The organism is Mycobacterium sp. NBC_00419 (assembly GCF_036023875.1).
Classification (GTDB): Bacteria; Actinomycetota; Actinomycetes; order Mycobacteriales; family Mycobacteriaceae; genus Mycobacterium.
Window position 1 is genome coordinate 3,698,258 of sequence record NZ_CP107931.1, and the last position, 23,576, is coordinate 3,721,833.

General features: G+C 62.8%; 25 protein-coding genes and 3 tRNA genes. 15 read left to right on the forward strand and 13 right to left on the reverse strand.

The window, feature by feature from the left end; translation table 11 throughout:
• Positions 1-2 precede the first annotated feature (2 nt).
• From OG976_RS17630 to OG976_RS17650, 5 genes are all read right to left on the reverse strand, one after another.
• On the reverse strand, positions 3-767 hold the full coding sequence (locus OG976_RS17630; RefSeq protein ID WP_328351328.1) for an SDR family NAD(P)-dependent oxidoreductase: 765 nt from the start codon (positions 765-767) through the stop codon (positions 3-5).
• Between the two features lie 2 nt (positions 768-769).
• Positions 770-1,507, reverse strand: a complete 738-nt coding sequence (locus OG976_RS17635; protein ID WP_328351331.1) for a glucose 1-dehydrogenase — start codon at positions 1,505-1,507, stop codon at positions 770-772.
• A 10-nt stretch (positions 1,508-1,517) separates the two neighbouring features.
• On the reverse strand, positions 1,518-2,108 hold the full coding sequence (locus OG976_RS17640; protein WP_328351334.1) for a TetR/AcrR family transcriptional regulator: 591 nt from the start codon (positions 2,106-2,108) through the stop codon (positions 1,518-1,520).
• 3 nt (positions 2,109-2,111) lie between these two features.
• Positions 2,112-2,810: a crotonase/enoyl-CoA hydratase family protein gene (locus OG976_RS17645; RefSeq protein WP_328351337.1), complete on the reverse strand. Its 699-nt coding sequence runs from the start codon at positions 2,808-2,810 to the stop codon at positions 2,112-2,114.
• A 159-nt stretch (positions 2,811-2,969) separates the two neighbouring features.
• Positions 2,970-3,686 (reverse strand): MBL fold metallo-hydrolase, encoded by a 717-nt coding sequence (locus OG976_RS17650; RefSeq protein WP_328351340.1) that lies wholly within the window; start codon positions 3,684-3,686, stop codon positions 2,970-2,972.
• Positions 3,687-3,814: 128 nt separating this feature from the next.
• Here OG976_RS17650 and OG976_RS17655 point away from each other — a divergent pair.
• The 11 genes from OG976_RS17655 (at position 3,815) to rplA (ending at position 8,512) form a co-directional block, all read left to right on the forward strand.
• A tRNA-Thr gene (locus OG976_RS17655) sits at positions 3,815-3,887 on the forward strand.
• 37 nt (positions 3,888-3,924) lie between these two features.
• Positions 3,925-3,998 (forward strand) — tRNA-Met (locus OG976_RS17660).
• A gap of 39 nt (positions 3,999-4,037) precedes the next feature.
• Positions 4,038-4,205: a 50S ribosomal protein L33 gene (rpmG, locus tag OG976_RS17665; RefSeq protein ID WP_059015841.1), complete on the forward strand. Its 168-nt coding sequence runs from the start codon at positions 4,038-4,040 to the stop codon at positions 4,203-4,205.
• A 56-nt stretch (positions 4,206-4,261) separates the two neighbouring features.
• Entirely contained in the window at positions 4,262-4,741 is a 480-nt protein-coding gene (gene hadA / locus OG976_RS17670) for a (3R)-hydroxyacyl-ACP dehydratase subunit HadA (RefSeq protein ID WP_328351346.1), read from the forward strand.
• Positions 4,728-5,156 carry a (3R)-hydroxyacyl-ACP dehydratase subunit HadB gene (hadB, locus tag OG976_RS17675; protein ID WP_328363711.1) on the forward strand — a complete coding sequence of 143 codons (429 nt, stop codon included), beginning with the start codon at positions 4,728-4,730 and terminating at the stop codon, positions 5,154-5,156. Before hadA ends, hadB begins: the two co-directional genes overlap by 14 nt.
• Positions 5,157-5,687: a (3R)-hydroxyacyl-ACP dehydratase subunit HadC gene (gene hadC / locus OG976_RS17680; protein WP_328351349.1), complete on the forward strand. Its 531-nt coding sequence runs from the start codon at positions 5,157-5,159 to the stop codon at positions 5,685-5,687.
• A gap of 118 nt (positions 5,688-5,805) precedes the next feature.
• A tRNA-Trp gene (locus OG976_RS17685) sits at positions 5,806-5,878 on the forward strand.
• A gap of 90 nt (positions 5,879-5,968) precedes the next feature.
• Positions 5,969-6,412 (forward strand): preprotein translocase subunit SecE, encoded by a 444-nt coding sequence (secE, locus tag OG976_RS17690; RefSeq protein ID WP_328351352.1) that lies wholly within the window; start codon positions 5,969-5,971, stop codon positions 6,410-6,412.
• A gap of 30 nt (positions 6,413-6,442) precedes the next feature.
• Positions 6,443-7,201, forward strand: a complete 759-nt coding sequence (gene nusG / locus OG976_RS17695; protein ID WP_442930353.1) for a transcription termination/antitermination protein NusG — start codon at positions 6,443-6,445, stop codon at positions 7,199-7,201.
• Between the two features lie 53 nt (positions 7,202-7,254).
• On the forward strand, positions 7,255-7,683 hold the full coding sequence (rplK, locus tag OG976_RS17700; RefSeq protein WP_328351355.1) for a 50S ribosomal protein L11: 429 nt from the start codon (positions 7,255-7,257) through the stop codon (positions 7,681-7,683).
• A 115-nt stretch (positions 7,684-7,798) separates the two neighbouring features.
• Positions 7,799-8,512 carry a 50S ribosomal protein L1 gene (gene rplA, locus OG976_RS17705; RefSeq protein ID WP_328351358.1) on the forward strand — a complete coding sequence of 238 codons (714 nt, stop codon included), beginning with the start codon at positions 7,799-7,801 and terminating at the stop codon, positions 8,510-8,512.
• A gap of 56 nt (positions 8,513-8,568) precedes the next feature.
• Here the strand turns inward: rplA and OG976_RS17710 are convergent, their stop codons facing one another.
• Positions 8,569-10,011 carry a sugar transferase gene (locus OG976_RS17710; protein WP_442930542.1) on the reverse strand — a complete coding sequence of 481 codons (1,443 nt, stop codon included), beginning with the start codon at positions 10,009-10,011 and terminating at the stop codon, positions 8,569-8,571.
• Positions 10,012-10,979: 968 nt separating this feature from the next.
• On the opposite strand from OG976_RS17710, the gene rfbB reads away from it, so the two are divergent.
• Positions 10,980-11,975: a dTDP-glucose 4,6-dehydratase gene (gene rfbB, locus OG976_RS17715; protein WP_328351364.1), complete on the forward strand. Its 996-nt coding sequence runs from the start codon at positions 10,980-10,982 to the stop codon at positions 11,973-11,975.
• A gap of 88 nt (positions 11,976-12,063) precedes the next feature.
• Here rfbB and OG976_RS17720 read toward each other — a convergent pair whose 3' ends face one another.
• Both OG976_RS17720 and OG976_RS17725 read right to left on the reverse strand, forming a co-directional pair.
• Positions 12,064-13,164 carry a glycosyltransferase gene (locus tag OG976_RS17720; RefSeq protein ID WP_328351367.1) on the reverse strand — a complete coding sequence of 367 codons (1,101 nt, stop codon included), beginning with the start codon at positions 13,162-13,164 and terminating at the stop codon, positions 12,064-12,066.
• Positions 13,165-13,259: 95 nt separating this feature from the next.
• Positions 13,260-14,606, reverse strand: coding sequence for a hypothetical protein (locus OG976_RS17725; RefSeq protein WP_328351370.1), 1,347 nt, complete (start codon positions 14,604-14,606; stop codon positions 13,260-13,262).
• Between the two features lie 275 nt (positions 14,607-14,881).
• Here OG976_RS17725 and OG976_RS17730 point away from each other — a divergent pair, with 275 nt between their 5' ends.
• On the forward strand, positions 14,882-16,222 hold the full coding sequence (locus OG976_RS17730; RefSeq protein ID WP_328351373.1) for an O-antigen ligase family protein: 1,341 nt from the start codon (positions 14,882-14,884) through the stop codon (positions 16,220-16,222).
• 14 nt (positions 16,223-16,236) lie between these two features.
• Positions 16,237-17,745: a lipopolysaccharide biosynthesis protein gene (locus tag OG976_RS17735; protein ID WP_328351376.1), complete on the forward strand. Its 1,509-nt coding sequence runs from the start codon at positions 16,237-16,239 to the stop codon at positions 17,743-17,745.
• Between the two features lie 27 nt (positions 17,746-17,772).
• Here OG976_RS17735 and OG976_RS26835 read toward each other — a convergent pair whose 3' ends face one another.
• The 5 genes from OG976_RS26835 to OG976_RS17755 all read right to left on the reverse strand — a co-directional run bounded on the left by OG976_RS26835 (position 17,773) and on the right by OG976_RS17755 (position 22,033).
• Positions 17,773-18,432 carry a polysaccharide pyruvyl transferase family protein gene (locus OG976_RS26835; RefSeq protein ID WP_442930543.1) on the reverse strand — a complete coding sequence of 220 codons (660 nt, stop codon included), beginning with the start codon at positions 18,430-18,432 and terminating at the stop codon, positions 17,773-17,775.
• Positions 18,433-18,631: 199 nt separating this feature from the next.
• Positions 18,632-19,123 carry a hypothetical protein gene (locus OG976_RS17740; protein ID WP_328351378.1) on the reverse strand — a complete coding sequence of 164 codons (492 nt, stop codon included), beginning with the start codon at positions 19,121-19,123 and terminating at the stop codon, positions 18,632-18,634.
• Between the two features lie 2 nt (positions 19,124-19,125).
• Entirely contained in the window at positions 19,126-19,917 is a 792-nt protein-coding gene (locus OG976_RS17745; protein WP_328351380.1) for a hypothetical protein, read from the reverse strand.
• Between the two features lie 203 nt (positions 19,918-20,120).
• Positions 20,121-21,056: a glycosyltransferase family 2 protein gene (locus tag OG976_RS17750; protein ID WP_328351382.1), complete on the reverse strand. Its 936-nt coding sequence runs from the start codon at positions 21,054-21,056 to the stop codon at positions 20,121-20,123.
• Positions 21,053-22,033: a hypothetical protein gene (locus tag OG976_RS17755; RefSeq protein ID WP_328351384.1), complete on the reverse strand. Its 981-nt coding sequence runs from the start codon at positions 22,031-22,033 to the stop codon at positions 21,053-21,055. The genes OG976_RS17750 and OG976_RS17755 overlap by 4 nt, the downstream gene beginning before the upstream one ends.
• Positions 22,034-22,476: 443 nt before the next feature.
• Here OG976_RS17755 and OG976_RS17760 point away from each other — a divergent pair, with 443 nt between their 5' ends.
• The gene (locus OG976_RS17760; RefSeq protein ID WP_328351385.1) at positions 22,477-23,571 is read left to right on the forward strand and encodes a glycosyltransferase family 4 protein; all 1,095 of its coding nucleotides are present in this window, start codon (positions 22,477-22,479) and stop codon (positions 23,569-23,571) included.
• Positions 23,572-23,576 lie beyond the last annotated feature (5 nt).

The following is a 23,576-nucleotide window of genomic DNA, read 5'->3' on the forward strand; positions in this document are numbered from 1 at the left end:
ACTTATCTCCAGGTCTCGGGAAGGTTGTGGCCGCCGTCGGCAACCAGGACGGCGCCGGTCACGAACGAGGCCGTCTCGTGGGCCAAAAACGCGACGCACGAAGCGATCTCGTCTGGTGTTCCGCTGCGGCCGAATGGCCCCGCTGCGGCGGCCGTCGCTTCGAACTCCAGCTGTGAACCGGTGAGCACGTAGCCCGGCGCGACGACGTTGACCGTCACGCCGTCGCGCACCACCTCGAGCGCCAGGGCGCGGCTCAACCCGACCAAACCCGCCTTAGCCGCGGTATAGGTGGCCTGGCCGGGCATCGCATTGACGGTGCCCGTCGTCGAACCCACCGTCACGATGCGCCCGTAGCCCGACGCGGTCATCACGGGCACCGCGGCCCGGCACATCAGGAACGCCGTCGTCATGTTGCGTGCTATCGCCGAGTCCCAGTCTCGCAACGACAGCTTGGCCACCTCGGCTTCGGTGTCCCACCCGCTCGTCACCGAGGTCATCCCCGCGTTGTTCACCAGAATGTCCAGCCGGCCCCACGTCTCGGTGGCGGCGGCGACAAGTGTCTCAGCGGCACCGTCGACAGTCAGGTCAGCCACGACGCCGATTGCCGCAGAACCAAGTTCACCGGCTCGATCGTGAATGCGATCACTCGTCGCACCCAGCACCACGCGCGCACCCTCGCCGACAAGGCGCCTGGCGACGGCGAAGCCGATGCCGTCGGCCGCACCCGCACCGGTGATGATTGCTACCCGACCTTCGAAGCCACTCATCGTCACATCCTATGGGGGACATCGGCGATCAATCCGCCGTCCATCACGAACTCCGAGCCGGTGGCGAACGAGGACTCGTCGCTGGCCAGGAAGAGAACGAACGTCGACACCTCGACGGGCTCGGCGATGCGGCCCAGTGGGGCGGCGACGAGGTCCTCGGGCATGTGCGCGGTCATCGGGGTGCGGACCATCCCCGGATGCAGCGAATTAACCCGAATGTTGTTGGACGCCAACTCCAATGCGGCCGACTTGGTCAAGCCCCGGATCGCCCACTTGGAGGCGACGTAACCATGGTTGCCCGGGGTGCCACGCATGCCCTGGATCGACGACATGTTGATGATCGACCCGCCGCCGGCGGCGATCATCGGCTCGATCACCGCTTTGATGCCCAGCATCGTCCCGGTCAGGTTGACGTCGAGAACGCGCTGCCAGCGATCAGGTTCGAGGTTGCGCAGCGTGCGCCGGTAGACGATGCCCGCGTTGTTCACCAAAACATTGAGCGTGCCGAACGCGTGCAGTGCCGTGTCGACGGCGCCGGCCCACTGGTCGGGGTCGGTGACATCGAGGTGGACGTAGCGCGCGGCCTCGCCGAGTTCCTCGGCGACTGCCCGGCCTTCGTCGTCCAAGACGTCACCGAGGACGACCTTGGCGCCCTCGCCGACCAGCAGGCGGGCATGTGAAGCGCCCATCCCGCGCGCCGCGCCACTGATGACTGCGACCTTGCCGTCGACGCGTCCCATCCGCGGCACGCTACCGGCTGAACCCGGCCAGCACGGCCTGCACCCCGACATCCCACCGGCGGTTGACCGAGGTGGCCGAGGTACCCAACCACCGACCCGCCTCCTGGACGGCCAAACCCTGTGCCAGAGCGAGCAATACGTGCGCGATGTCGACCGGATCCCCGGACAGCGTGCCGGCGTCGATGCAGCGCTGCACCTTGGCGACGAGGATCTCTCGAACTGTCGGCGCGGCCCCGATCTCTTCGGGTCCCGGGCCGAGGTCCTGGAACGGGCGGCTGAACATCACTCTGGCCAGCGGCGGGTAGTCCAAGCAGAACCGCCGGAAAACCGGGGTCACCGCCCGTAGGTCTGCCAGTGGGTCAGCGGATTCCGGCAGTCCGGCGAGCTGGCGGCCGAGCCGGTGGAACCCTTCGACGAACACCGCCCGCAGCAGCCCGTCCTTGTCGACGAACAACTCGTAGACCGCGGGCACCGAGGTCCCCGCGCGTTCGGCTACCCGCCGCGTCGTGAAGCCGGACAGGCCGTTCTCGCACAGCGTGGCCACGGCCACGTCGACCACGCGGTCGCGCAGCTCAGGTGTGCGCTGCTTGACCCTGGGCACGGATTAGGACAGCCCGAACTCGGTGTGGATGTTGTCGATGCCGTGGCGCATGGCGTCGAGGGTGGCCTGCCGCGCCCGCAGCTTGCTGGCCAGGTGCGCCCCCGCGGTCAGGGTGGTGAACTCACGGGCGGCCTCCAGGGCGCGCGGAATGACCTGCTCGGGCAGGACGATGTCGTCGACCCAGCCGGCCGCCACCGCGGTCTCGCCGAAGAAAGTCTTGGCCAGCCCGACAGCCTGCTGGTAGGCCGACGGGGTCAGCCGCAGCTTGAGCACCTCGAGCGCCGGGTAAGGCAGGACCATCCCGATCGCCACCTCGTTGGCCTGGAAGTTGTAGCTGTGCGCGGCAACGCGGTGGTCGAAGCTGCACGCCAGGAACGAACCCATCGCGATGGCATGCCCGGTGACGGCGGCGACGACCGGCTTGGGGAACGACAGCAAGCGGTGGGAGAGGTTGAACCCGCCCTGCAGCATCGCGATCGAGGCGTCGATATCACCCGAGCGGAATACCTTGAGGTCGAAGCCGCCGCTGAACACCCGGTCGTTGCCGGCTAGGACCACCGCACCGGCGTTGTCGGCTTCGGCGCGGTCGATGGCGTGGTTGATCTCCTGCAGCATGCTCGGGCTCAGCACATTGACCTTGCCGTCGTCGAGTGTGATCACGGCGATCGCGTCGTCCTTGCGATAACTCACCGGCCCGGTCATGGGTGCTCCTTCGTCGCAGCGTCAGTTGGACCGACGTTACGTAACAAAGTTCCGAATTGCCAAGAGGCAATCCCGGTCAGCCGTCAGGGGAGCCGAGCCGGGGTTCAATTACCCACGCCACCAACGGTTCTGGGTCGAAAGCACAGCCTCGGGGAGGGGTCAGCCGCCCATGAACGAGCGCCACTGCTCGAGGTTTGACGCCCGGTAGACGTAGTTGGACCGCTTGACCTCCGAGAGCACCGCGCTGGGCTCCGTCGAGTACCAGTGACCGGGGAACACGGTCGGGTCGCCGGGCAGCGCGGCCAGCTGCTGCAGACTGCGGAACATCTCGTCGACGTCGCCGCCCGGGAAATCGGTGCGCCCGCATCCGTCGAGGAACAGGGTGTCGCCGGCCACCAGCCGCCCGTCGAGCAGGAAACACTGGCTGCCCGGGGTGTGCCCCGGGGTGTGCAGCAATTCGATCTCGATGTCACCGACCGCGACTTTGTCGCGATGCTCGTGGGCGGTCAGCTCGCTCATCGGGATACCGGTGGTCCGCGACACCCACAGCGCCTCGTGGGTGTTGACGTGAACCGGCACACTGACCCGCTCGAGCAATTCGGACAGGCCCGCCAGCGTGAAGCCCATCATGGTTCCACCGACGTGATCGGGGTGGTGGTGGGTGACCAGCACACCGGACAGGTGCATGCCGTCGGCCTCCAGGGCGTCGAGCAGGTCCCCGGCCGCGTAGGCCGGGTCGACCACCACGGCGTCCCCGGTCTCCCGGTCGCCGATCAGATAGGCGAAGTTGCGCATCTGCTGCGCCATCATGTCGCCGGGCGCGAAGTCCCGGCCGGAGAGCAGTTGGCGGAAGTACAGCCGGTCCGTCGATGACATGACCTCAGCCTATGGCGTCTGCACGCCGCGCCCGATTTCGCCCCTCGACGAGCGGTTTGGTTCAGCCGAGCCGCAGGCTGTACCCTCTTTAAGGCCCACGGCGCGGTATCACCGACGCCGAGGGTGAGGCCCCCTTAGCTCAGTCGGTAGAGCGTTTCCATGGTAAGGAAAAGGTCAACGGTTCGATTCCGTTAGGGGGCTCGGTGGACGCGAGCGGAGCTCCGCCCGCGTCGATCGGGGCGGTGTAGCTCAGCTGGTTAGAGCGCACGACTCATAATCGTGAGGTCGGGAGATCGAGCCTCCCCACCGCTACAGGAACGAACTACGAGAGTGTGAAAGAAGGCAACGAACGTGGCCTCCAGTACTGACGTCCGGCCGAAGATCACTTTGGCCTGCGAGGTGTGCAAGCACCGCAACTACATCACCAAGAAGAACCGCCGCAACGATCCTGATCGGCTGGAGCTGAAGAAGTTCTGCCCGAACTGTGGCACGCATCAGCCGCACAAAGAGTCGCGCTGATCGCGCCCGGCCGTCCGTGCGACGGCCGGAGAAAGTTACTAGGTAGGTTCTAGCCCGTGGCGCTGTCCCAGACTCTCGTCGGAACGCACTACCGCTATCCCGATCACTATGCGGTGGGGCGCGAGAAGATTCGCGAGTACGCCAGAGCCGTACAGAACGACGACCCGGTCTTCCTCTCCGACGAGGCCGCCGCGGAACTCGGGTATGACGGGCTGCCGGCGCCGCTGACGTTCATCAGCGTGTTCTGCTACGTCGCGCAGAAGGCGTTCTTCGAAAATGCCAATATCGGCATCTCCGACCGCCAGATCGTCCAGATCGACCAGGTGCTGAAGTTTCTCGCCCCGGTCACGGCTGGCGACAAGCTCTACTGTGACGTCTACTTGGATTCCATTCGGCAAGCGCACGGTACCGACATCATCGTTACCAAAAACATCGTCACGAACCAGGACGGCACGGTGGTCCAAGAGGCCTACACGACGCTGGCGGGGCGAAGCGAGGAAAACGGAGAGAGTGGCTTCAACGATGGCACTGCGTGAGTTCAGTTCGGTCAAAGTCGGCGAAGAGCTGCCGGAGCGGGTGATCACCCTGACCCGGGCAGACCTGGTCAACTACGCCGGGGTCTCCGGCGACTTGAACCCCATCCACTGGGATGACGAGATCGCCAAGCAGGTCGGTCTGGACACCGCGATCGCCCACGGAATGCTGACCATGGGTCTGGGCGGCGGCTACGTCACGGCCTGGGTCGGCGACCCGGGCGCGGTCAGCGAATTCAACGTGCGGTTCACCGCGATCGTGCCGGTACCCAATGACGGCACCGGGACCGACATCGTGTTCACCGGACGGGTGAAGTCAGCCGACGCCGAGACCAAGACCGTCCACATCGCGCTGACCGCCACCACCGGCGGCAAGAAGATCTTCGGCCGCGCCGTGGCCATCGCGAAGCTGGCATAGATGGCACTCAAGACGGACATCCGGGGAATGGTCTACGAGTACCCGGAGAACTTCATCGTCGGACGCGAGCAGATCCGGCAGTACGCGAAATCCATCAAGGCGCACGACCCGGCCAGCCTCGATATCGACGCGGCCAAGGAACTCGGCCACGACGGACTCGTCGCACCGCTGACCTTCATGTCGATCTTCGCGGTGATGATTCAGCGGCACTTCTTCCAGCACGTCGACGTGGGCTTCGAAACCATGCAGATCGTCCAGGTGGACCAGAAGTTCAAGTTCTACCGGCCCATCGCCGAGGGTGACGAGCTGCATGGCAGCTTGGCCATCGACTCGGTCAACGAGCGGTTCGGTGCCGACATCGTCACCTCCCGAAACATCCTGGTCAATGTGAAGACCGGCGAGGTCGTCATGGAGGCCTTCACCACGCTGATGGGCCACGAGGGCGACAACTCGATCTCGGCAGGCTGGGACCCCGAAACCGGTCAGGTTCTGCGCAAGCCCGTCCGCCACGATGACGACGAAGCGGATTAACACCTGCTCGTTGTGCCGTTGTACACTCGGACCTCGGGGTTTTCCCACGTAAGCGCGCTGTCCGTCGGTTCGGGTTTCACCGAACGGGGAGCGCGCGAGTTATGTGGGGGACCAGCAGAGGGGCGTAGCTCAACTGGCAGAGCAGCGGTCTCCAAAACCGCAGGTTGCAGGTTCAAGTCCTGTCGCCCCTGCTCAACTGAATAGGCAATGGTGGACACTGGAGGGTGCACACCGGGTTGGGTACGCCCGGCCCATACGGACTCGACACAAAGGAGCATGCGGTGAGCGATGAGCGCGATAGTGCTGACGCCGCAGGCGACGATGGTCTGGCTGGCAACGAGGACACCACCGGCGGCCAGACCGTCGTCGTGAGCCGCCCCCAGCGTCCGACCGGCAAGCGGACCCGGCGTGCCGGGGCCACCGCACTGGCCGAGCCGGAGGAAGTCGAATCGGGCGCCGAGGAACTCGGCGTCGACGAGAAGAAGTCCGGCAAGAAAGCCAAGAAGCCGAAGAAGGCCACCACCGGACCGTCGCGTAACCCCTTCGTCTTCGTGTGGAACTACCTCAAGCAGGTGGTTGCCGAGCTGCGCAAGGTGATCTGGCCGAACCGCAAGCAGATGGTCAGCTACACCACCGTGGTGCTGCTGTTCCTGGCTTTCATGGTGGCGCTGATTGGCGGCGTGGACCTGGGCCTGGCCAAGCTGGTGCTGCTGGTGTTCGGCTGACCTGGATGTTGTGAGAGAGGACTGACTACCGTGACAACCCCCGAAGGCGATACCCCCACGGGTGAAGGCCTCGTCGATGTCATCGACGAGACCACACCTGAGCTCGAGGTGGCGCCTGAAGCCGAGGCGACGGAAGCCGCCGCCGAGGCCGTCGAGGAGGAAGAACTCGACCCGGCCGACGCGCTCAAGGCTGAGCTGCGCAGCAAGCCGGGCGACTGGTACGTCATCCACTCCTATGCCGGTTACGAGAACAAGGTGAAAGCCAACCTCGAGACCCGCGTGCAGAATCTCGACGTCGGCGACTACATCTTCCAGGTGGAAGTGCCCACCGAAGAGGTCACCGAGATCAAGAACGGCCAGCGCAAGCAGGTCAACCGCAAGGTGCTGCCGGGCTACATCCTGGTGCGCATGGAACTGACCGACGACTCGTGGGCCGCGGTGCGCAACACCCCGGGTGTCACCGGCTTCGTCGGTGCCACCTCGCGGCCGACGGCGCTGTCGCTCAACGACGTGGTGAAGTTCCTGCTCCCGCAGGGCGCGGCCAAGAAGCAGGGCAAGGCGGCTTCGACCGCGTCGGCCGCATCCTCGGAAGCCACGCTGGAACGTCCGGAAATCCTGGTCGACTTCGAGGTCGGCGAGTCGGTGACCGTCATGGACGGCCCGTTCGCCACGCTGCCGGCCTCGATCAGCGAGGTCAACGCCGAACAGCAGAAGCTCAAGGTGCTGGTGTCCATCTTCGGGCGCGAGACGCCTGTCGAACTGACCTTCAACCAGGTCGCCAAGATCTAGTAATCGGGGGCATGCGCCCTCCAGGAAAAGCAAAGTAAGGAAACCGAACACCCATGGCCCCCAAGAAGAAGGTCTCCGGGCTGATCAAGCTGCAGATCCAGGCCGGCCAGGCCAACCCCGCCCCGCCGGTCGGGCCCGCGCTCGGCCAGCATGGCGTCAACATCATGGAGTTCTGCAAGGCGTACAACGCCGCGACGGAGAACCAGCGCGGAAACATCATCCCCGTTGAGATCACCGTCTACGAGGACCGCAGCTTCACCTTCGAGCTCAAGACCCCGCCCGCCGCCCGGCTGCTGCTGAAGGCCGCCGGTGTGCAGAAGGGTTCGGCCGAGCCGCACAAGACCAAGGTCGCCAAGGTGACCTGGGATCAGGTGCGCGAGATCGCCGAGACCAAGAAGGCCGACCTCAACGCCAACGACATCGACCAGGCCGCCAAGATCATCGCCGGCACTGCCCGGTCGATGGGCATCACGGTCGAATAAAGGACTCGACGCCGCATTGGGCGGCGTCGCGTGGGAGAGCCCGCTTCGGCTCGGCGATGAGCGCTTGCGAGAAGAGCAATCATCGGAGACCACACCTCTCACTAGGAGAAGAACAATGAGCAAGACAAGCAAGGCGTACCGCGAAGCCGCCGAGAAGGTGGACAAGAGCAAGCTCTACAGCCCGCTCGAGGCCACCAAGCTGGCCAAGGAGACGTCCTCGAAGAAGCAGGACGCCACCGTTGAGGTCGCGATCCGCCTCGGCGTGGATCCCCGCAAGGCCGACCAGATGGTCCGCGGCACCGTGAGCCTGCCGCACGGCACCGGCAAGACCGCGCGCGTCGCGGTGTTCGCCGTCGGCGAGAAAGCCGAGCAGGCGCTGGCCGCCGGCGCCGACGTGGTCGGCAGCGACGACCTGATCGAGAAGATCCAGGGCGGCTTCCTCGACTTCGACGCCGCGATCGCCACCCCGGACCAGATGGCCAAGGTTGGCCGTATCGCCCGCGTGCTGGGCCCGCGTGGTCTGATGCCGAACCCCAAGACCGGCACCGTCACCCCTGACGTGGCCAAGGCCGTGCAGGACATCAAGGGCGGCAAGATCAACTTCCGCGTCGACAAGCAGTCCAACCTGCACTTCATCATCGGCAAGGCGTCGTTCGACGAGAAGCAGCTCGTCGAGAACTACGGTGCCGCGCTCGACGAGGTGCTGCGGGCCAAGCCGTCGTCCTCGAAGGGCCGCTACCTGAAGAAGGTCACCGTGTCGACGACCACGGGCCCGGGCATCCCGGTCGACCCGGCCGTCACACGCAACTTCACCGAAGATCAGGTGTAAATCTCTAGCGCGAATGGCCACCTACTGCGGTAGGTGGCCATTCGTCGTTTAGCGGCTCAGTACGCCCCAGAGTGCGAGAACACCGCTTTCATCGTCTTCATGGCGATCAGCAGATCGGCGACCATCGACCAGTTCTCGACGTAGAACAGATCGAGCCGGACGGTGTCCTCCCACGACAGGTCGGAGCGACCGCTCACCTGCCACAGGCCAGTGATGCCAGGACGTACGAGCAGTCGACGCATCGCGTAAGCGTCGTACGACTTGACCTCTTTGGCCAGCGGGGGGCGCGGTCCGACGACGCTCATCTCGCGCTTGAGGACATTCATGAACTGGGGCAGTTCGTCAATGCTGTACTTGCGCAGATACCGCCCCACGGTGGTCACTCGCGGATCGTCGTGAAGCTTGAACAGTACCCCGCCCTGGAAATCGTTGTGGCGCGCCAATTTGTCGACCATGCGGTCAGCGCCATCGACCATCGTCCGGAACTTGAGCATGACGAACGGCTTGCCATCCAGACCGATGCGGCTCGATCGGTACAGGATTGGTCCTGCACTCGTCAGCTTGATGGCGAGTGCGACAACGACGAGGAATGGCAAGCCGCACAGCAGGACTGCCGAGGAGAACGCGACGTCGAAGACGCGCTTCTGAAAGCGCTTGGCGCCGTCATACTGCGGCTTCTCGACGTGGATCAGCGGAAGCCCGGACACCGGACGCATCTGAAGCCGTGGTCCGGCGATGTCGGCGACACCGGGCGCGACGAGGAGGTCGACGTCGAGCTTCTCGAGTTCCCATGACAGATCACGGATTGCGCGGCTGTGGAGGCGCTCGGTCGCCGTGACCGCTACGGCTTGGCAGCCGGTTGCCAGGACGGCTTCCACCACATTGGATTCGTCACCGAACGTCGGGACCTTCCTGACGCCGGGTACGTCAACGTAGGTATGGATGTTGGGTCCGGGAATGCACGCACCGACGACCTGGTATTCCGACCACTGCTCACGGGCAAGGGACTGAGTCAGATCACGAACAGCGGGAACGCTGCCGACAGCCAGTACGCGAGTGATGTAGCGGCCGTGCTTCATCCGGGCTCTGATCAGTGAGCGGCGGACCGACCAGCGCATCAGGGCGAGAATGACCATCCCTGCCGGGAGGGCCACAAGCAGATAGCCCCTGGCGATCTCGAGTTTGAACAGCATCGACACGATCGCAACCCCACCGAACACGGACAGGGTCGCCGCCCAGACTCGCCGATACTCTTCTGCGCCGGCGCCGATGATACGTACCGAGCGGGATCGGGCAACGTACAGCGCCGCCAACCATGCGACGGCAATCATCAGCGAGACCGCAGTGTAGCTGGGGCCCTGCGGAGTTCGCGGTACGACCGGCATTTTGCCGAACCGTACCCAGTGTGCGAGCCCAACCGCGGCAACAACTCCGAAAAAGTCGATGGCGACGAGGCGACGTGCGTATCCGTACTGCCACGAAGCAAATCTGTTGTTCAGCGAGGTATCGGTGTGGGCTGCAACTTGTAGCTCATTGCTTTCGCCTGCAGCTGTCAACAAATCCCCCGATTCCCGAGAATCTCATCCAGCGCCATTGCTTAACGCGTGTGATCTTCTCATATCAAGTACCGTGCCGCTTGCGCGGGCAACGAAATTGACAGCGGATCTTCAGCTTGGCGTCTGTTCGAATGGCGGACCCGACAATTTATCTACGGCCACGTGCAACCTCAGCTAAATCGCAACGGGCCGTTGACGATAACTCATCGGGGCTGAATTACGTCCACGAAGGGCACGGTGCTCTATACCAAATGAAACCTGACCTAGTTTGCTTGACAAAGCAAAATAAGTGCTTTATCGAGCATGAACATGGAAAAGAACTCCTGTGGTGTTAGCTCCGATACTGTGCGGCAACGAGAACAGGCCACCGGAACACGGGAGCGTCCGCAGTGCCAGCGTGCCAACTCCGGCACAGCCTGTGCAGCAAGGCAATCCACCGGCCCGCCGAGTGGCCACTTCGTCCGACGCGGGGGCGAGATAGTCAACAGTCAGATTGGTCGCGACACGATCCGCGGGGGAGTCGGTCTGGGAGCCGGCCGGCGTGATCCATTGCGCCGGGCCATCTTCCAATACGGCGATATTGCTGGGGGTCCGCCTAGCGGGAGCTCGATCGGACCTTTCGTGATCCCCTCCTGGATTTCTAGGAGGAAGAGGCGGGAACGCATCCTCAGCCTGAAAGACAAGCCGGTGTCTCTGAAAGAAATCTGCACGGTGCCTGGCCTATACTTCGACGACAACGGCGTGTGGTTGCAGACTCGGGATTCGCATCGAACTGAAAGTCGTTGTAGCCAAGCATATTGCAGGTGGAACGGCGTCATCATCGACGATGGGCTGCGCCAGTCGGGTCGGGACCTCGGTGATTATCGGGGTATAGCTGGTATCTATCAGATCTAGCGGGATAGGGCGCATTGATGCGGTTGATTGTCACCGGTGGCGCGGGGTTCATCGGATCAAACTTCGTCCGACACGTGATCGACCGCACCAGCTACCACGTGACGGTGCTAGACAAATTGACCTATGCGGGTAACCGTGCGTCCCTCAAAGATCTGCCGGACAAACGTGCCACGTTCGTCCGCGGGGACGTCGCCGACGCAGCCGTGGTTGATGAGCTTTTTGCCGGGGCCGATGCCGTCGTCCACTTTGCCGCGGAAACGCACAACGACAATTCGCTGCACGGGCCGCATCCCTTCTTGGACACCAACCTGGTGGGCACCTTCACCCTGCTTGAAGCGGCCCGAAAGTACGGAACCAGATTCCATCATGTGTCGACGGATGAAGTGTATGGTGATCTGGCACTTGATGATCCGGCCAGGTTCACCGAGGCCAGTCCCTACAACCCCTCGTCGCCGTACTCCGCGACAAAGGCAGGAAGCGACCTCCTGGTGAGGGCCTGGGTCCGTTCGTTCGGCGTCGCAGCCACGATCTCGAACTGCTCGAACAACTACGGGCCCTACCAACACGTCGAGAAGTTCATCCCGCGACAGATCACCAACGTGCTGTGCGGTCTGCGTCCCAAGCTCTACGGAGAAGGGCGCAACGTTCGCGACTGGATCCATGCGGACGACCACTCGTCAGCGGTGCTGAGGATCCTGGAAAAGGGCCGCATCGGAGAGACGTATCTCATCGGCGCCGACGGGGAGAGGGATAACAAGAGCGTCATCGAGATGATCCTCACCTTGATGGGGCATCCCGCGAACGCGTACGACCATGTCGTCGACAGGCCCGGTCACGATCTGCGCTACGCGATTGACGCCACGAAGTTGCGCGCAGAGTTGGGCTGGCAGCCGAGGTATCGAGACTTCACGCGGGGACTGGCCGCCACAATCGAGTGGTACCGCGACCACGCAGACTGGTGGGGGCCGGCCAAAGATGCCACCGAGGCGTTCTACGCCGACCTCGGCCAGTGACCGTCACCGCCACAGTATGGAAATGCACTGCACCGCAGTTAAACTCGAATCGAGGAACGTCCTGGCCCAGAGCTGGACCGATGGGGTTCTACTTCGTTCTGAGCAACGCGCGTAACGCCTGCTCGTACTCCGTGCACACCTGTTTCCAGGAGTAGTCGTCCTCGGCGCGCGTCTGGTTGGTCCGGCTTGCCCGGTCGAGTCCTGCGCGGTCGTCCATCATGTCCAGAACCGCCCGTGCAATGGCCTGCGGGTCGCCGGGCACGAACCGCCCGGCCGGTCCGAGTACCTCGCGGTTGTAGACGGTGTCCCTGGCCAGCGTTGGGGCGCCTGCCGCCATGGCCTGGACCAGGGCCGGATTGGTTCCGCCGACGCTGTGGCCATGAAAGTACACGCCGGCGTGCTGCCAAAGAGCAAGCAGTAACGCGTCGTTGGAGACGTGCCCCAGCCAGGTCACCGTCGGCCAGTCGCTGGCCAACTGCCGCGCTGCGTCGTCCAGCTCCCCGCCGTATCCGGTCGTTCCCACGATGACCACCGGATGCTTGGCGGCGATCGTGCGCACCGCTTCAAAGAATTGCGGGACGCTGTTCTCCGGCACGAAACGGGCAACGACGAGGACATAGCCCCGGTGTACCAAACCGTCGGGGACAGGCAGCGGCGGCGGAACTTCTCCTCCGTAGGGGATGAAAGTTCCTGTCGCCCTGAATGTCTTCTGCCAGTAGGACTCGATAGCCCTCGCGTCGAAGATCAGACTGTCACCCCAGCGCGCCGTGCACCGCGCACCCTGATAGAAGACGCGTTTGGCAAGCGCGTTCCACTTGTCGCGATCCCACTCGATACCGTCGACGTTGACCAGCGAGGGAATGTTGCGTGCCTTCAACAGCGGGAGGAAGTACCCGTTGGCGACGTTCATGACCAGTGCGACATCTGGACGCCGCACTGCGGCGTCGAATGTCGATGTGAGGCCGTAGGAAAGGGTGCTGAGGCTCTTGGTCTCCAGGCCCCGTGTCACCCGCGTCTCAACGCGCAGATCTCTCTCGGGGTCATCAAGCCTGGATGCGTTGTGCCGGCCGTAGACGGTGACATCCCAACCTTCCTCCACGAGGTAGGGGGCGAGCCTCCGGGTTGCTGTCTCGAAGCCACCGTAATAGCTCGGATAGCCCCGCGTTCCGATCAGCGCGACAGACGGCAATATGATCCCTCACTGTGAGCGACAACTAAAATAGTTTCGTCAGCAAGAAGTTATATATTGACGGCCGCCATTGCGCCAGTCGTAGACCCGTTGGGTCACTGCAGAATTGAGATCCTCGAGCCGCTTTCCTGCCCGGTCGCCGTTTGCCAGCTTTGAGCTTCCTCGACTGTCTCAGGCCGCTGGTATTCCATCTTTGTTCCGGGTCTCAGCCGGATGATGTTGTTGCGGGTGGCATAGCCGATGGGCACGTTTGAGGAGTGGTAGCTGTACGCGCCGTATGCGTCCTCGAAAGTATTGTTCTGGATCGTCACATCGACGGGCGTTTGCAGCCGATATGTGAGCAAATGTGTACGCACGTCCTGGTCTGGGCGAACATCGGAGAAGATCCCGTAACCACCGCGCTGGCAAAGATTTCCCTCAATGCTGATACTGCCGAAGCCGGGAGAGGACGCGTTGTTGCTCTCGGACCACAGCTCGAACGTCTGTCCGCAATCGTGAATGTGGTTGTTACGTACGGCGAGATCGCGCCAGAACACTGGGCCATCGGCGGCGTCTCGTCCCTGTGCGGTCCAAGCGGCGTCGTACACCTGCGCGATCTCGTTGCCCTCGATTAGCCAGCGCTGGGTGTTGGCCCAGTTCTGGATTCCGTTGCCGTAGCGAGGATTGGCTCCGTTCTGGAGGATGGAGCCGCCGATGTAGTCGATCTGGCAGTCGTGGACGTGCACGTCTGTCGCCTCTCCGGCGATGCCGCATCCGCCGGAGCCGGTGATGTGTAAGTCGTGGATGTCGATCGACCCATTGATGCAGTGGATCACCTGTCCGGTCGCGCTGGTGCCGTTCGGCGCCGCGCGGATGTCGCCGGCCAGCGTGGTCGGGTTGGCAGAGGACTTGACATAGAGCATGTGCCCTGGAATGTCGGTACAGAAGTCCCACGGTGAAGTCAATTGAGCCGGATCGGCTTTCATGTTCGGAACCGGCGCGCCATCGACCATGAGAAAGCCGATGTTGGCGTCTTCGAGCGCGTTGTAACCGCCGTGCGTGTCGGGCGAACCCAGGTCGATCGTCCAGATGCCCTCGCTGTGCTGGGTCCACCCGTCGGCTCGGTTCAGCACCTTGTACATCGTCAGGATCGGCTTGGCTCCGGAGTCGTACGCGCCGACCTCGCATCCAAACGGCGGTGCCAACTCGCCGAAGAAGGTGTCGCCGCGGCGAAAGAGAACTGTCGACCGTCCACCGGGCAGTGCCGAGTTGACCTTCTGTATTGTCGCCCACGCGCTGGCGGGTGTGAGCCCGTCGGCGCGATCGTTGCCCGCGTTGGAAACGTAGTACGTCGGGCTCGGGTCCGACGCAGTCGCGGGTGGAATGACAGGAAGTGCTGCAACAGTGGCCGTGAGTTGGGCGGCCCTGCGCAACAGCGTTCGACGTGAGAGCTGAGAGTTCAAGGCCTCCCCTGTGCAGTGTTGCTGGCTGTGCGTCGGTTCCCCGATACTCCCTGTTGGGCAACAGACTACGGGGGTCCGATGTTCGCCGCCGCCTGTGGCGTGCGGATGTCGCTGCGATGCCGCGCGATTGGTCCGGAGATGTCGATTGACACCCTGCGTACGTCGACTCCCTTTCCACGGATTATGGCGGGGACCAGCTGTCGCATGTGGTTGCATACTCATCTAAGCTGACCGGGCGAATGATCGACGCCCATCTCTGAGAATTGCGGGGCAAGGTGCAACTGAGTCAGCTGGCCATGTATCTCGGTTTCATCGTCTTTCTGGTACTTGCAGTTCCGGCGGGTGGATGGCCGACAGCGCTGATTAGCGCTTACGTGATCGCGATGTGCGGGATCAATAAGATCATCTTTTCCATGCCGGGCAATGGCGTCATTCACTACGGCATTGCCCCCAGTGCTCCGACGATCTATTTAAGTGACATCTTGCTGCTTGCGGCACTTTTGGCGATTTGGGCAGCTGGCGGCCGGCTGAGAATTGGGTGGCTGTTAGCCGCCTTTGCATTGCCATGTCTGGTGATGGTGCTCACGGTGTGGGGCAACACCACGGAGCAATGGTCTGGGCTCGAGTTGTACGTGACTGCCCTGATCTCGTTCGGACTTGGTCGATGGCTGAGTGAGAACATGACCGAGAAGGGTGCGAATGTCCTTGTGAGCGCCTGCCTCATCTCGTGTGGCCTCCAGTTCATCGCCTCCGTCGCGCAATCTCGCGGATCGATGTTCCGAGTGAGTGAAGCCGCGCAGGGCTGGGTGCAGGACGGCCGTATGGTGGGGCTCTTCAACCACCCCGGTGAACTTGGTAAAGCGATGTTCCTGTCATTCTGCTTCCTGCTTCCACTGTCGACCAGCGCCAATGTCACGACGCGACGCCTGGCCTACGTGGCACTCGGATTGGGATCCGTCGCAACCCTGTTGACCTTGTCGCGTGCCAACTCTGCTGCCATTGCTCTCGCCGTGGTCATTTGGGCGATCGTCAATCGCCGTCGCAACACCATCTCGACGCGGGTCGGCATCCTCGCCGGCGCCGCCCTGGTGGCGATACTCAATCTGGATACGATCAGCGGCCTGCAACTTCGACAAGAGGTCGATCCGGAAGGCGGATATCGGCAACAGATTCTCGCCGTGGGACTAGAGCAGATCCAGAGTGCGTTCTGGACCGGAACGGGCCCGAATTACTACACCGAGGTTGTCGGCCAGTACAACCATCTCGCGGCTAACGGGTTCCCGTTGCATAATTCGCTTCTCTATCCGATCGCCGAAATGGGCTTGATCCTCGGGCTGCTGCTTCTGGCGCCCGTGGTCATCACACTCGGGCACGCGGTTATGCGATACCTGAACGAGAGGGCGATCGACGTTCAAACGGCCGCGCTTATGGCGGTTCTCCCCGGCGTAGTGATCATTGCCTGGACCGGGTGGGGAATGATCGCGAAGGTATCCCTTCCCCTGTGGTTCTTGGCTTTCGGATTCCTTGCCTCCCGGCACGGGATATCGGGGCTTGGAGTCCACGAAGACCGCGCTGACGCGGCCGCCACGGGCCGGTCGTCTGCGTCGTATGCCTAGGAATATCGCCCGCGGTGGCTGAGCCGACGGCATCACGACCGCGAATGTCGCTGAAACGCGCGGGGCTTGTCACGCTATTGGGACAAGCTGTCAAGGGCGGCATCCTGTTCGCCGGCCTGATTGTGTTCTCGCATCTGCTCAGCCCGCATGACATCGGCTTGATCGGCATGTTGACGGTCTTCATCATGCTCGGCGAGTTGCTTCGTGATTTTGGACTTTCGCAGGCAGCGATCCAGTCTGCGGAACTCACCGGCCGGCAGGCGAGCAATCTGTTCTGGACCAATACGTTGGTCGGGCTGCTCATGACATCGTTGTTGTGGTTCGCCGCACCGGCCGTGGCGCACATGTACCACGAACCCGCCCTGCGGCAGCTGGCGCCATGGGTGGCGCTGTCGTTCACGATCAACGGATTGCAGACTCAGTTTCAGGTGCGACTGGCGAGGGATTTTCGATTTGTCGCACTGACGGTCACCGACGTCGTTTCGCAGCTGGCCGGTTTCATCGCCGGGCTCACAGCTGCTCTTGCCGGCGCATCGTATTGGTCGCTCGTGATTCAGATGCTGACGATATACGGGGTTCTCGCCGTGCAGCGCGCGCTGATTGCCGGGTGGTTCCCTGGTCTTCCGCGCCGAGAGCCCGGGATGTCTGCTCTGTACACATTCGGATTCCATGCGGGTTCTGCGCAGTTGATCCAGTACGTGGCGTCGAACATCGACTCCTACATCATCGGAATCCGCTGGGGTGCAAGTTCGCTGGGGTTGTACAACCGGGCGTTCCAGATGTTCTCGGTCCCAGCCAATCAGATACTCCCGCCCCTGACGAACGTGGCGCTCCCGATACTGTCCCGTCATCGTCACGACGGGCACGATTTCTACCCGCTGCTATGGAAGGCGCAGGTAGCCATCTCGTCGGGGCTGGTATTCGTCTTCGCTGCGGTTGCCTCGATGTCGGTTCCCGTGATTCGCGTGTGTCTGGGGCCCGCGTGGCACGCCTCGGCGCCGATCCTGTCCATACTCTGTGTCGGCGGCGCAGTACAGATACTCAGTTACATGGCGTACTGGGCGTTTCTGGCATCGGGGAATGCTCGCCAGCTCTTCTTCCACAGCCTTGTGACGAAGCCACTTCTGGCCATCTGCATCGTGATTGGCTCTCTCTGGCACCTCGAGGGTGTGGCCTGGGGATTCTCCACCGGGTTGACGGTCTCGTGGTTCATCAGTCTGGTCTGGTTGGCCAAATGCGACGATATGCCCGCGATGCAGTTTCTCCGCTCGGGTCTCAACATTCTCGGATGCGGACTCGCAGCTGGTGTCGCGAGCTGGCTCGTCGTCGTCAAGCTCGACACACATTTCCCGGCGGGATTGACGATCACTGTTGGACTCCTTGTTGCATTCGTCGTGTACGTGCCTCTGCTGCTGAGCTTTTCGCGCGAGCGCCACTTTCTGCTTGAATTCTGGGGAGACGCCAGCGCCAGGATCAAGACACTGCGCGGAGGTGGCACGCAGACTGCCGACGAATCGGTCTGAGTTCTGCTGATCTCCAGTCGCGCCGGCCTATTGCGGCCACAGATCCGTGGGAAAGCTGTCCAATAGCGGGCGGTGGGACCAGGTTTCGATCGGTGGTGCGGCGGGTGCGCGAGATGCCGCCGCCCAGTCCGGTGCAATGGGAGGCAACGGCCTACCTGTTCCCTGGTAATAGTCCTCGTACTTGAACGGCTTTTCGCTGGAGGATGCCACGAGGACCGCCGGCACCCCGTACGCCTCTGCGATGATGACTCCGTGGAGTGAGCTCGCGATGACTTTCTCAGCCGACGCGATGGCTCGGACTCGAGCCAGGACATTTCCGCGGGGGTTGATCGAACCTCGTGGTGCGCCCGCGAGGTCGTAGAAATTCGGAACGATCACCGTGCCCCCCGTGCCCCTTGTGATCCCGAGTTCGGAGTCGCTCCACAGGTGAGGGATCAGTAAAGCGGGATCCCCGTATATCTCTGGTACGGCGATTCCATTCTGCCGAAGAACCTCCGCGGTCAGGGGGCCGCGTACGGCACGGACATCGAGTGCGGGAAGGGGCGTCTGGAGCGGCAGGAAGTTGCCGTGTACTCCTGAGCCCCATACTGTGTCGCCTTGCTGGGCGGCGATGTTGATGATGGACCCGATGGTCAATAGGCGCTTGTCCTCAGAATCGTCGGGGCGGAGCCCCCTGATGGCGCACATGCGCTCAACGACAAGGGGCCCCAGGAGATCACCGAAGTTGTTCTGACGCTTCAGACGCTGAACACGCCAGAGAACGCCTCGCTCGGCAAGTCTCAAGCGTGGGTTCCAGTGCACGACCTTTGGCACGGGGCGGCCTCCAAGATGGCTGTATGACGGTGGGAGATGTTCGACGTACGCCTGTGCTCGTGCAGTTCGCTGATCAGCTCCTCGGGGTCACCTGCAGGTTCAGGTAGAGCCCTGGATCGGTGCCGCCGGTGAATTGTGGGTCCAGGAGTACCCGCACCCGTCTCGGATGGTTGCGGATGGTGCGCTTGATGAACACCGGCAACAGCGTGGTGTCATTGGCGGCCATCGGTGCCGCCAAACCCGGTCCGTGCCAGCCCACGCCCTCGGCGATGTCCGACGAGATGCTCTCATCGGCGACGTCGTACCACTGTGTCTTGGTGTACTGATATCCGTCGGTGTTGTCCAGGCAGTACTGGAATCTTGCGAACAGCGTCCAGGCTGTCGGAGCGCCGGTGACGGCTTCGATGCAGAGCGCCCAAGTCAGGGTTTTCGCCCAGGAGAAGTCCATCGGATGCCCCGGCTGGGCCAAGCTGATCGGCCCCTTCGCCGATGCTGGCCGGACGGGTCCCCATCCGTCGCTCTGCGACGAGGAGATCAGTATCTGAGTTTTGGAATACCGCAGCACGATTACGCCTTCTCGTCCACTGTTGCGATAGCTTCGTCGATGACGACGAACGCCTCACCGGAGCCCGGAGGGCCCGGTATGGCGAGAACGCCGAAGTTGAGCCCGCCCGCGAAGGACACTTCGGTGTCCCCAGTTTGCGGCTTCGTCTTTGCATTGCCCGCCGACAGTCTGGTCAGGTCGAATGTCTGTTTGTTGACCTGGCAGGAGTGATAGCCACCGAGTCCACCGTTGGCGCCGAGGTCGACAGTCAAGCTCAGCCAGTCGAAGTTGAACTTGTTCTCGTTGTCGCCGGCGAACAGATCGGATCCCTTGCGCACCTGCACCCGATCCTCGCTGTTGTTGGCAATCGACAGCGTGCGATCACCTTTCGGGTCGCGGTCGACCATCAACTTGAAAAACGCCCGGTCGGAGCTGTCCCACAACTGAGTGTCGATCATCAGCCAATAGCTGGAGAGCGCTTCGGGTGACCCCTCGCAGCCATGTGTCAGATAGCAGGAGAACGTGACCAAACCGTCGTCGTAGTACCGGGACAGGTTCTTGAACGCCGCGGCATTCGTACCGGATGCCCAGCCAGCGGCATAGCCGTCTGCAGGTGCTGCCGAACACCCGATCATGAGGGCGTGGCTGCCCGAGATCACTGGATAGGACGTCAGCGATATCGGTGGGCACGGCCGCCCACCGTTGAAATGGTCGCGCCAGCCATTGAAGCCGTCGTCGAAGGTGTCGTGAAAGAGGACCTTGCCCTTGAGCGGATTGCGTTGCGGGGCTCGACCGAATCCGAACGAGGACGCCAATTCATCACCACCTTCGTTCGATCCAGCGTCATCGCGTGCACAGCCCGAAAGTGCCATGCCTGCACCAAAAGCAGCCCCAGCGGCCTGCAAGGCGGATCTCCGCGATACTTCCATAGCCACGATCTGTCGCCTTCCCGAACCTGCTTCAAATTCCTGTTAGTAGACGCCGAGTGCAGGCGCCGTGCAAACGCTGGTGTGAGTGGCTAGCTGTCGACTTGCTGTGAATTCCGGAACCCGTCGATAGTGCCCCTAATGGCGTGGCCGGCCTTCGAGTACCGGCCCTCTTTCTCTCGCAGTGCGTGAACGACCGGGCGCAGGCATTCCAGCCCGCGGCGGCCTTTGACGACCTGCCACCGGGACAAGCCGATGTCGGCGGCGAACGTGAAGCGGTTCCGGGTTGACCAATAATAGAAAGTACGGCTTTGGCCGTAGCCCGATGATGCGCCCACCGCATGCCACAGTCGCGCAGCCGGGACAACGCCCAGGCGCGCCCCCTGCTGTCGGATCTGCCAGGAGAAGTAAGCGTCCTCCCAGTACATGAAGTACCCCCGCCGGAAGCCGCCAATGTCGTGGAAGGTGGCTGCCCTCATCATGGGAGCTGCTCCGGTGACGAACTCCGTGTCGAACGGATCTTGTTCTGCCGCAGTCACCGGCGACCCGTACAGCTGGTGGCGGACCCTCAGCTGCTGAATGCTGATATCACCGCCGCAGTACCAGATCCAGCTCGCCTTGCCCTCGCCGCTGAAGATCAGCGGAGATACGGCGGCGAACCGGCCAGCATCGAGCTCAGCCTCGAGAGCTTCCAGGCAGCCCGGCTCGAGCAGCGTGTCGGGATTGAGCAGCCAAATGGTATGCGACGGCGCAATGTCGTCGCGGCCGGCAAGCCGATTGATGCCTTCACCGAAGCCGACATTGTGTCGGCTGATATCCAGCGTGACGCCGGGCACGCCATCGATCGCATCGTGAAGCGTCTGCAGGTGCTGCGGCTGGGAGGCATTGTCGAGTACGTGAACCCGAATCTCACGTCCCGCCGGTGTATGGGTGGGGAAGCTCGTTACGAGGCGGGCGGTCAGCTCTGGTGTGTTGTAGTGGACTGTCAGCACGTGCAGCACGTCGGCGATGCTCCCGTCCGTGCTCACGCGCCGCTCGACATTGCGATCAGGTCGCGCCACTCCTGGGCGCCACGCATGGAATAGGCAGTAGCCGAGCACAACTGCTCAACTCGTCCACTCGTTGCCGCATGTACGGCAGCCACCCAGCTCGTCGGGCTGTCCCAGTCCTCCACTGCGCCGGGGAAATCGGCGCCCAGAATCGACGTCAGGAAACCTGAACTGCGACCCACAACAGGGAGGCCGGCCTCCAGAGCGCGCAGTGCGACTCCGCTCTGAAAGTAATACTTGTAGGGCAACAGAAGCGCCGCGGAACTGGCCAGCAGCTGTTCGAACTCTTCCTCGGTCACGAATCGATTGACGACCTCCCACCCGGCAATGGCAGGCCATCCGCGGCCGACGACCATGGGCCGCCAGCCGGCTCGTGCCAGCTCTGGCGCGATCGAGGCCATCACATCGAGATCGCGAGCCGACTTGAATTGGCCAAGCACCAAGACCGTGCGACTTGTCTCAGGCACCGGGTCCTGGTTGGGCCGAGACATCGGGTGGGGCACCATGTGGACTCGACGCTCGTCGAAATACTTCGAGGTGATGTCGTAGGCTTCCGGGCTCATCGTCACCACATGCGGCCACTGTGAACCACTTGCCGCCGCTGAAAAGGCAGCGGCCCGCGGGGAGAGGCCGTTTTGCCTGACAAGGGGCTGTGGATCATGCATCGCTATGAGGGTCTGGTGGTTTCGGTGCCGCCATAGCGGCATCTCCAACCAGCCGAGTAAGGGCCAGGCCACGATAGTCGGCTCGGCGGCTTCGACGTACTTGCGGGCGTTGCGGAGATGCGCCGCGAGTGCGAGTGCCTTGTCGTAGCGATTAGAACCGACCTCTCCGTTTCGTGAGCTGAGCTGAGCACTCGAAACACCTGCACTGGCAAGGCTTCCGATAAGTCGGTCGGTGAAATGCGCGAGGACATTGTGGAGGGGATTGTAAATCCTGACTGGCGCACTGCTCACGTCATACAAATCCGCCGGTGGCCCTTTCGGTCAATCGTCTGCACCCGGGCAGGCGCCATTGCCTGGTTCGTGACAATAGCAGCCGGAATCCCGTGAACGTACGCGGAAAGTGGGATGGTGCCGACGGCTGTAATACGTTGTCGGGTCCCGCAACACATCCGATCCGGTGTTCGTTCGAATGAAGTCGTGGAATGCTCCCGCACGCGAAAGTCGGCAAACGTGGCCTGCCGTGCGGCAGGACCTGACAAGCAGCGCAAGCCACTTCATTGCGGGCGGATTCGACAAAACCCTCGTAGGCTCTAACCGCGTCGGCAGCTTAGGGTGAACCGGCTTCCGGTCATGCACCCGCCCCACAGAAGAGGGATCTCATGAAAGTCCTTTTTCTGACCCCCTACTCGCCGCTTCTGCAGCACGACCATGCAGCGAACGATCTGATGCTCCCATTGGTCCGTGCGCTGGCCGACTTCTCGGACCTGCACGTATACGCGCCCGATCAGGAGAACGGTGCGCTCGGGCAGTGGGACGTGGACGGGGTCACCTACTACGCGGGATCTCCCGTCCGTCGTACGCAGTTGTCTCGAATCGGAACTTATCCGTACGCCGGTCGTGGGTCGTGGTCGAGACATTCGACGCGAGAAGCGCTCTCGATCGCTGAGCGACTGCGGCCGGACATCATCCACTCTGAATACAACCAAACCGCAGAGGCATTGCTTCGGGCGCGAGTCAACCGGTTGACCGCGATGTCGCGGACGACCATCACTCTTCACGACCTGTCCTGGGGCGGTGTTTTCGGTCCACCGCCTCCTGGGAGCAACCCGGTGCGGAGGTGGTTGCACGATCTCGAGCGTGTCAAGAGTCGGCACACGAGAAATGCGATCGAGAAGCACGTCGACGCGATCTTTGTGTATTCAGAGCGAGACAGGGCCAAGATCCCTGATGCTTCGGGAATCGTCGAGGTAGTTCCGGTAGGAGTTGCACGGCCGGCACAGGGATGGCTGGGGGATCGGCGCCACACTGCTGCATTCGGTGGCGCACTGTGGCGGTCGGAGAACGAGGCCGCCGCTGAGTACCTTGCGCTCGAGGTAATGCCGCTGGTTCGCGAACGGCTTCCGGACGCCACACTGCGAATCTTCGGAGCACGGCCCACCAATCGGGTGACTGCGCTCGGGAGCGAGGCGGGCGTGACAGTTGTGGGGCCGGTGGCCGACTATGAGGAGGAATTCCGCCGTGCCAGCGTAACTTTGGCGCCGTCGATGTTCGATGCGGGCGTGTTCCTGAAGGCCATCCGACCGATGGCGATGGGATGTCCCGTCGTTCTGAATCCAGCGAGCGCTATCCCGATCCAGGGTTTGGAGAACGGCGTGCACGCACTCGTCGGCCATCGTCCGGCGGAGTTCGCCGAGTGTGTCGTGCAGGCGATGAGGAACCCCGACGACGCGCGCCGGCTAGGGTCGGCCGCCAAGGATTTGGTCCAGCAGCACTACTCTTGGCAACGTGCTGCCGACCGCTACCTGAGCGTCTTCAACAGAACGCTGTAGCGAAT

Coding starts and splice junctions, on each gene's coding strand:
- OG976_RS17630 (WP_328351328.1), bottom strand. CDS start 767: ATGAGTGGCTTCGAAGGTCGGGTAGCAATCATCACCGGTGCGGGTGCG.
- OG976_RS17635 (WP_328351331.1), bottom strand. CDS start 1,507: ATGGGACGCGTCGACGGCAAGGTCGCAGTCATCAGTGGCGCGGCGCGC.
- OG976_RS17645 (WP_328351337.1), bottom strand. CDS start 2,810: ATGACCGGGCCGGTGAGTTATCGCAAGGACGACGCGATCGCCGTGATC.
- OG976_RS17650 (WP_328351340.1), bottom strand. CDS start 3,686: ATGTCATCGACGGACCGGCTGTACTTCCGCCAACTGCTCTCCGGCCGG.
- hadB (WP_328363711.1), top strand. CDS start 4,728: ATGGCACTGCGTGAGTTCAGTTCGGTCAAAGTCGGCGAAGAGCTGCCG.
- hadC (WP_328351349.1), top strand. CDS start 5,157: ATGGCACTCAAGACGGACATCCGGGGAATGGTCTACGAGTACCCGGAG.
- rplK (WP_328351355.1), top strand. CDS start 7,255: ATGGCCCCCAAGAAGAAGGTCTCCGGGCTGATCAAGCTGCAGATCCAG.
- rplA (WP_328351358.1), top strand. CDS start 7,799: ATGAGCAAGACAAGCAAGGCGTACCGCGAAGCCGCCGAGAAGGTGGAC.
- rfbB (WP_328351364.1), top strand. CDS start 10,980: ATGCGGTTGATTGTCACCGGTGGCGCGGGGTTCATCGGATCAAACTTC.
- OG976_RS26835 (WP_442930543.1), bottom strand. CDS start 18,432: ATGTGCGCCATCAGGGGGCTCCGCCCCGACGATTCTGAGGACAAGCGC.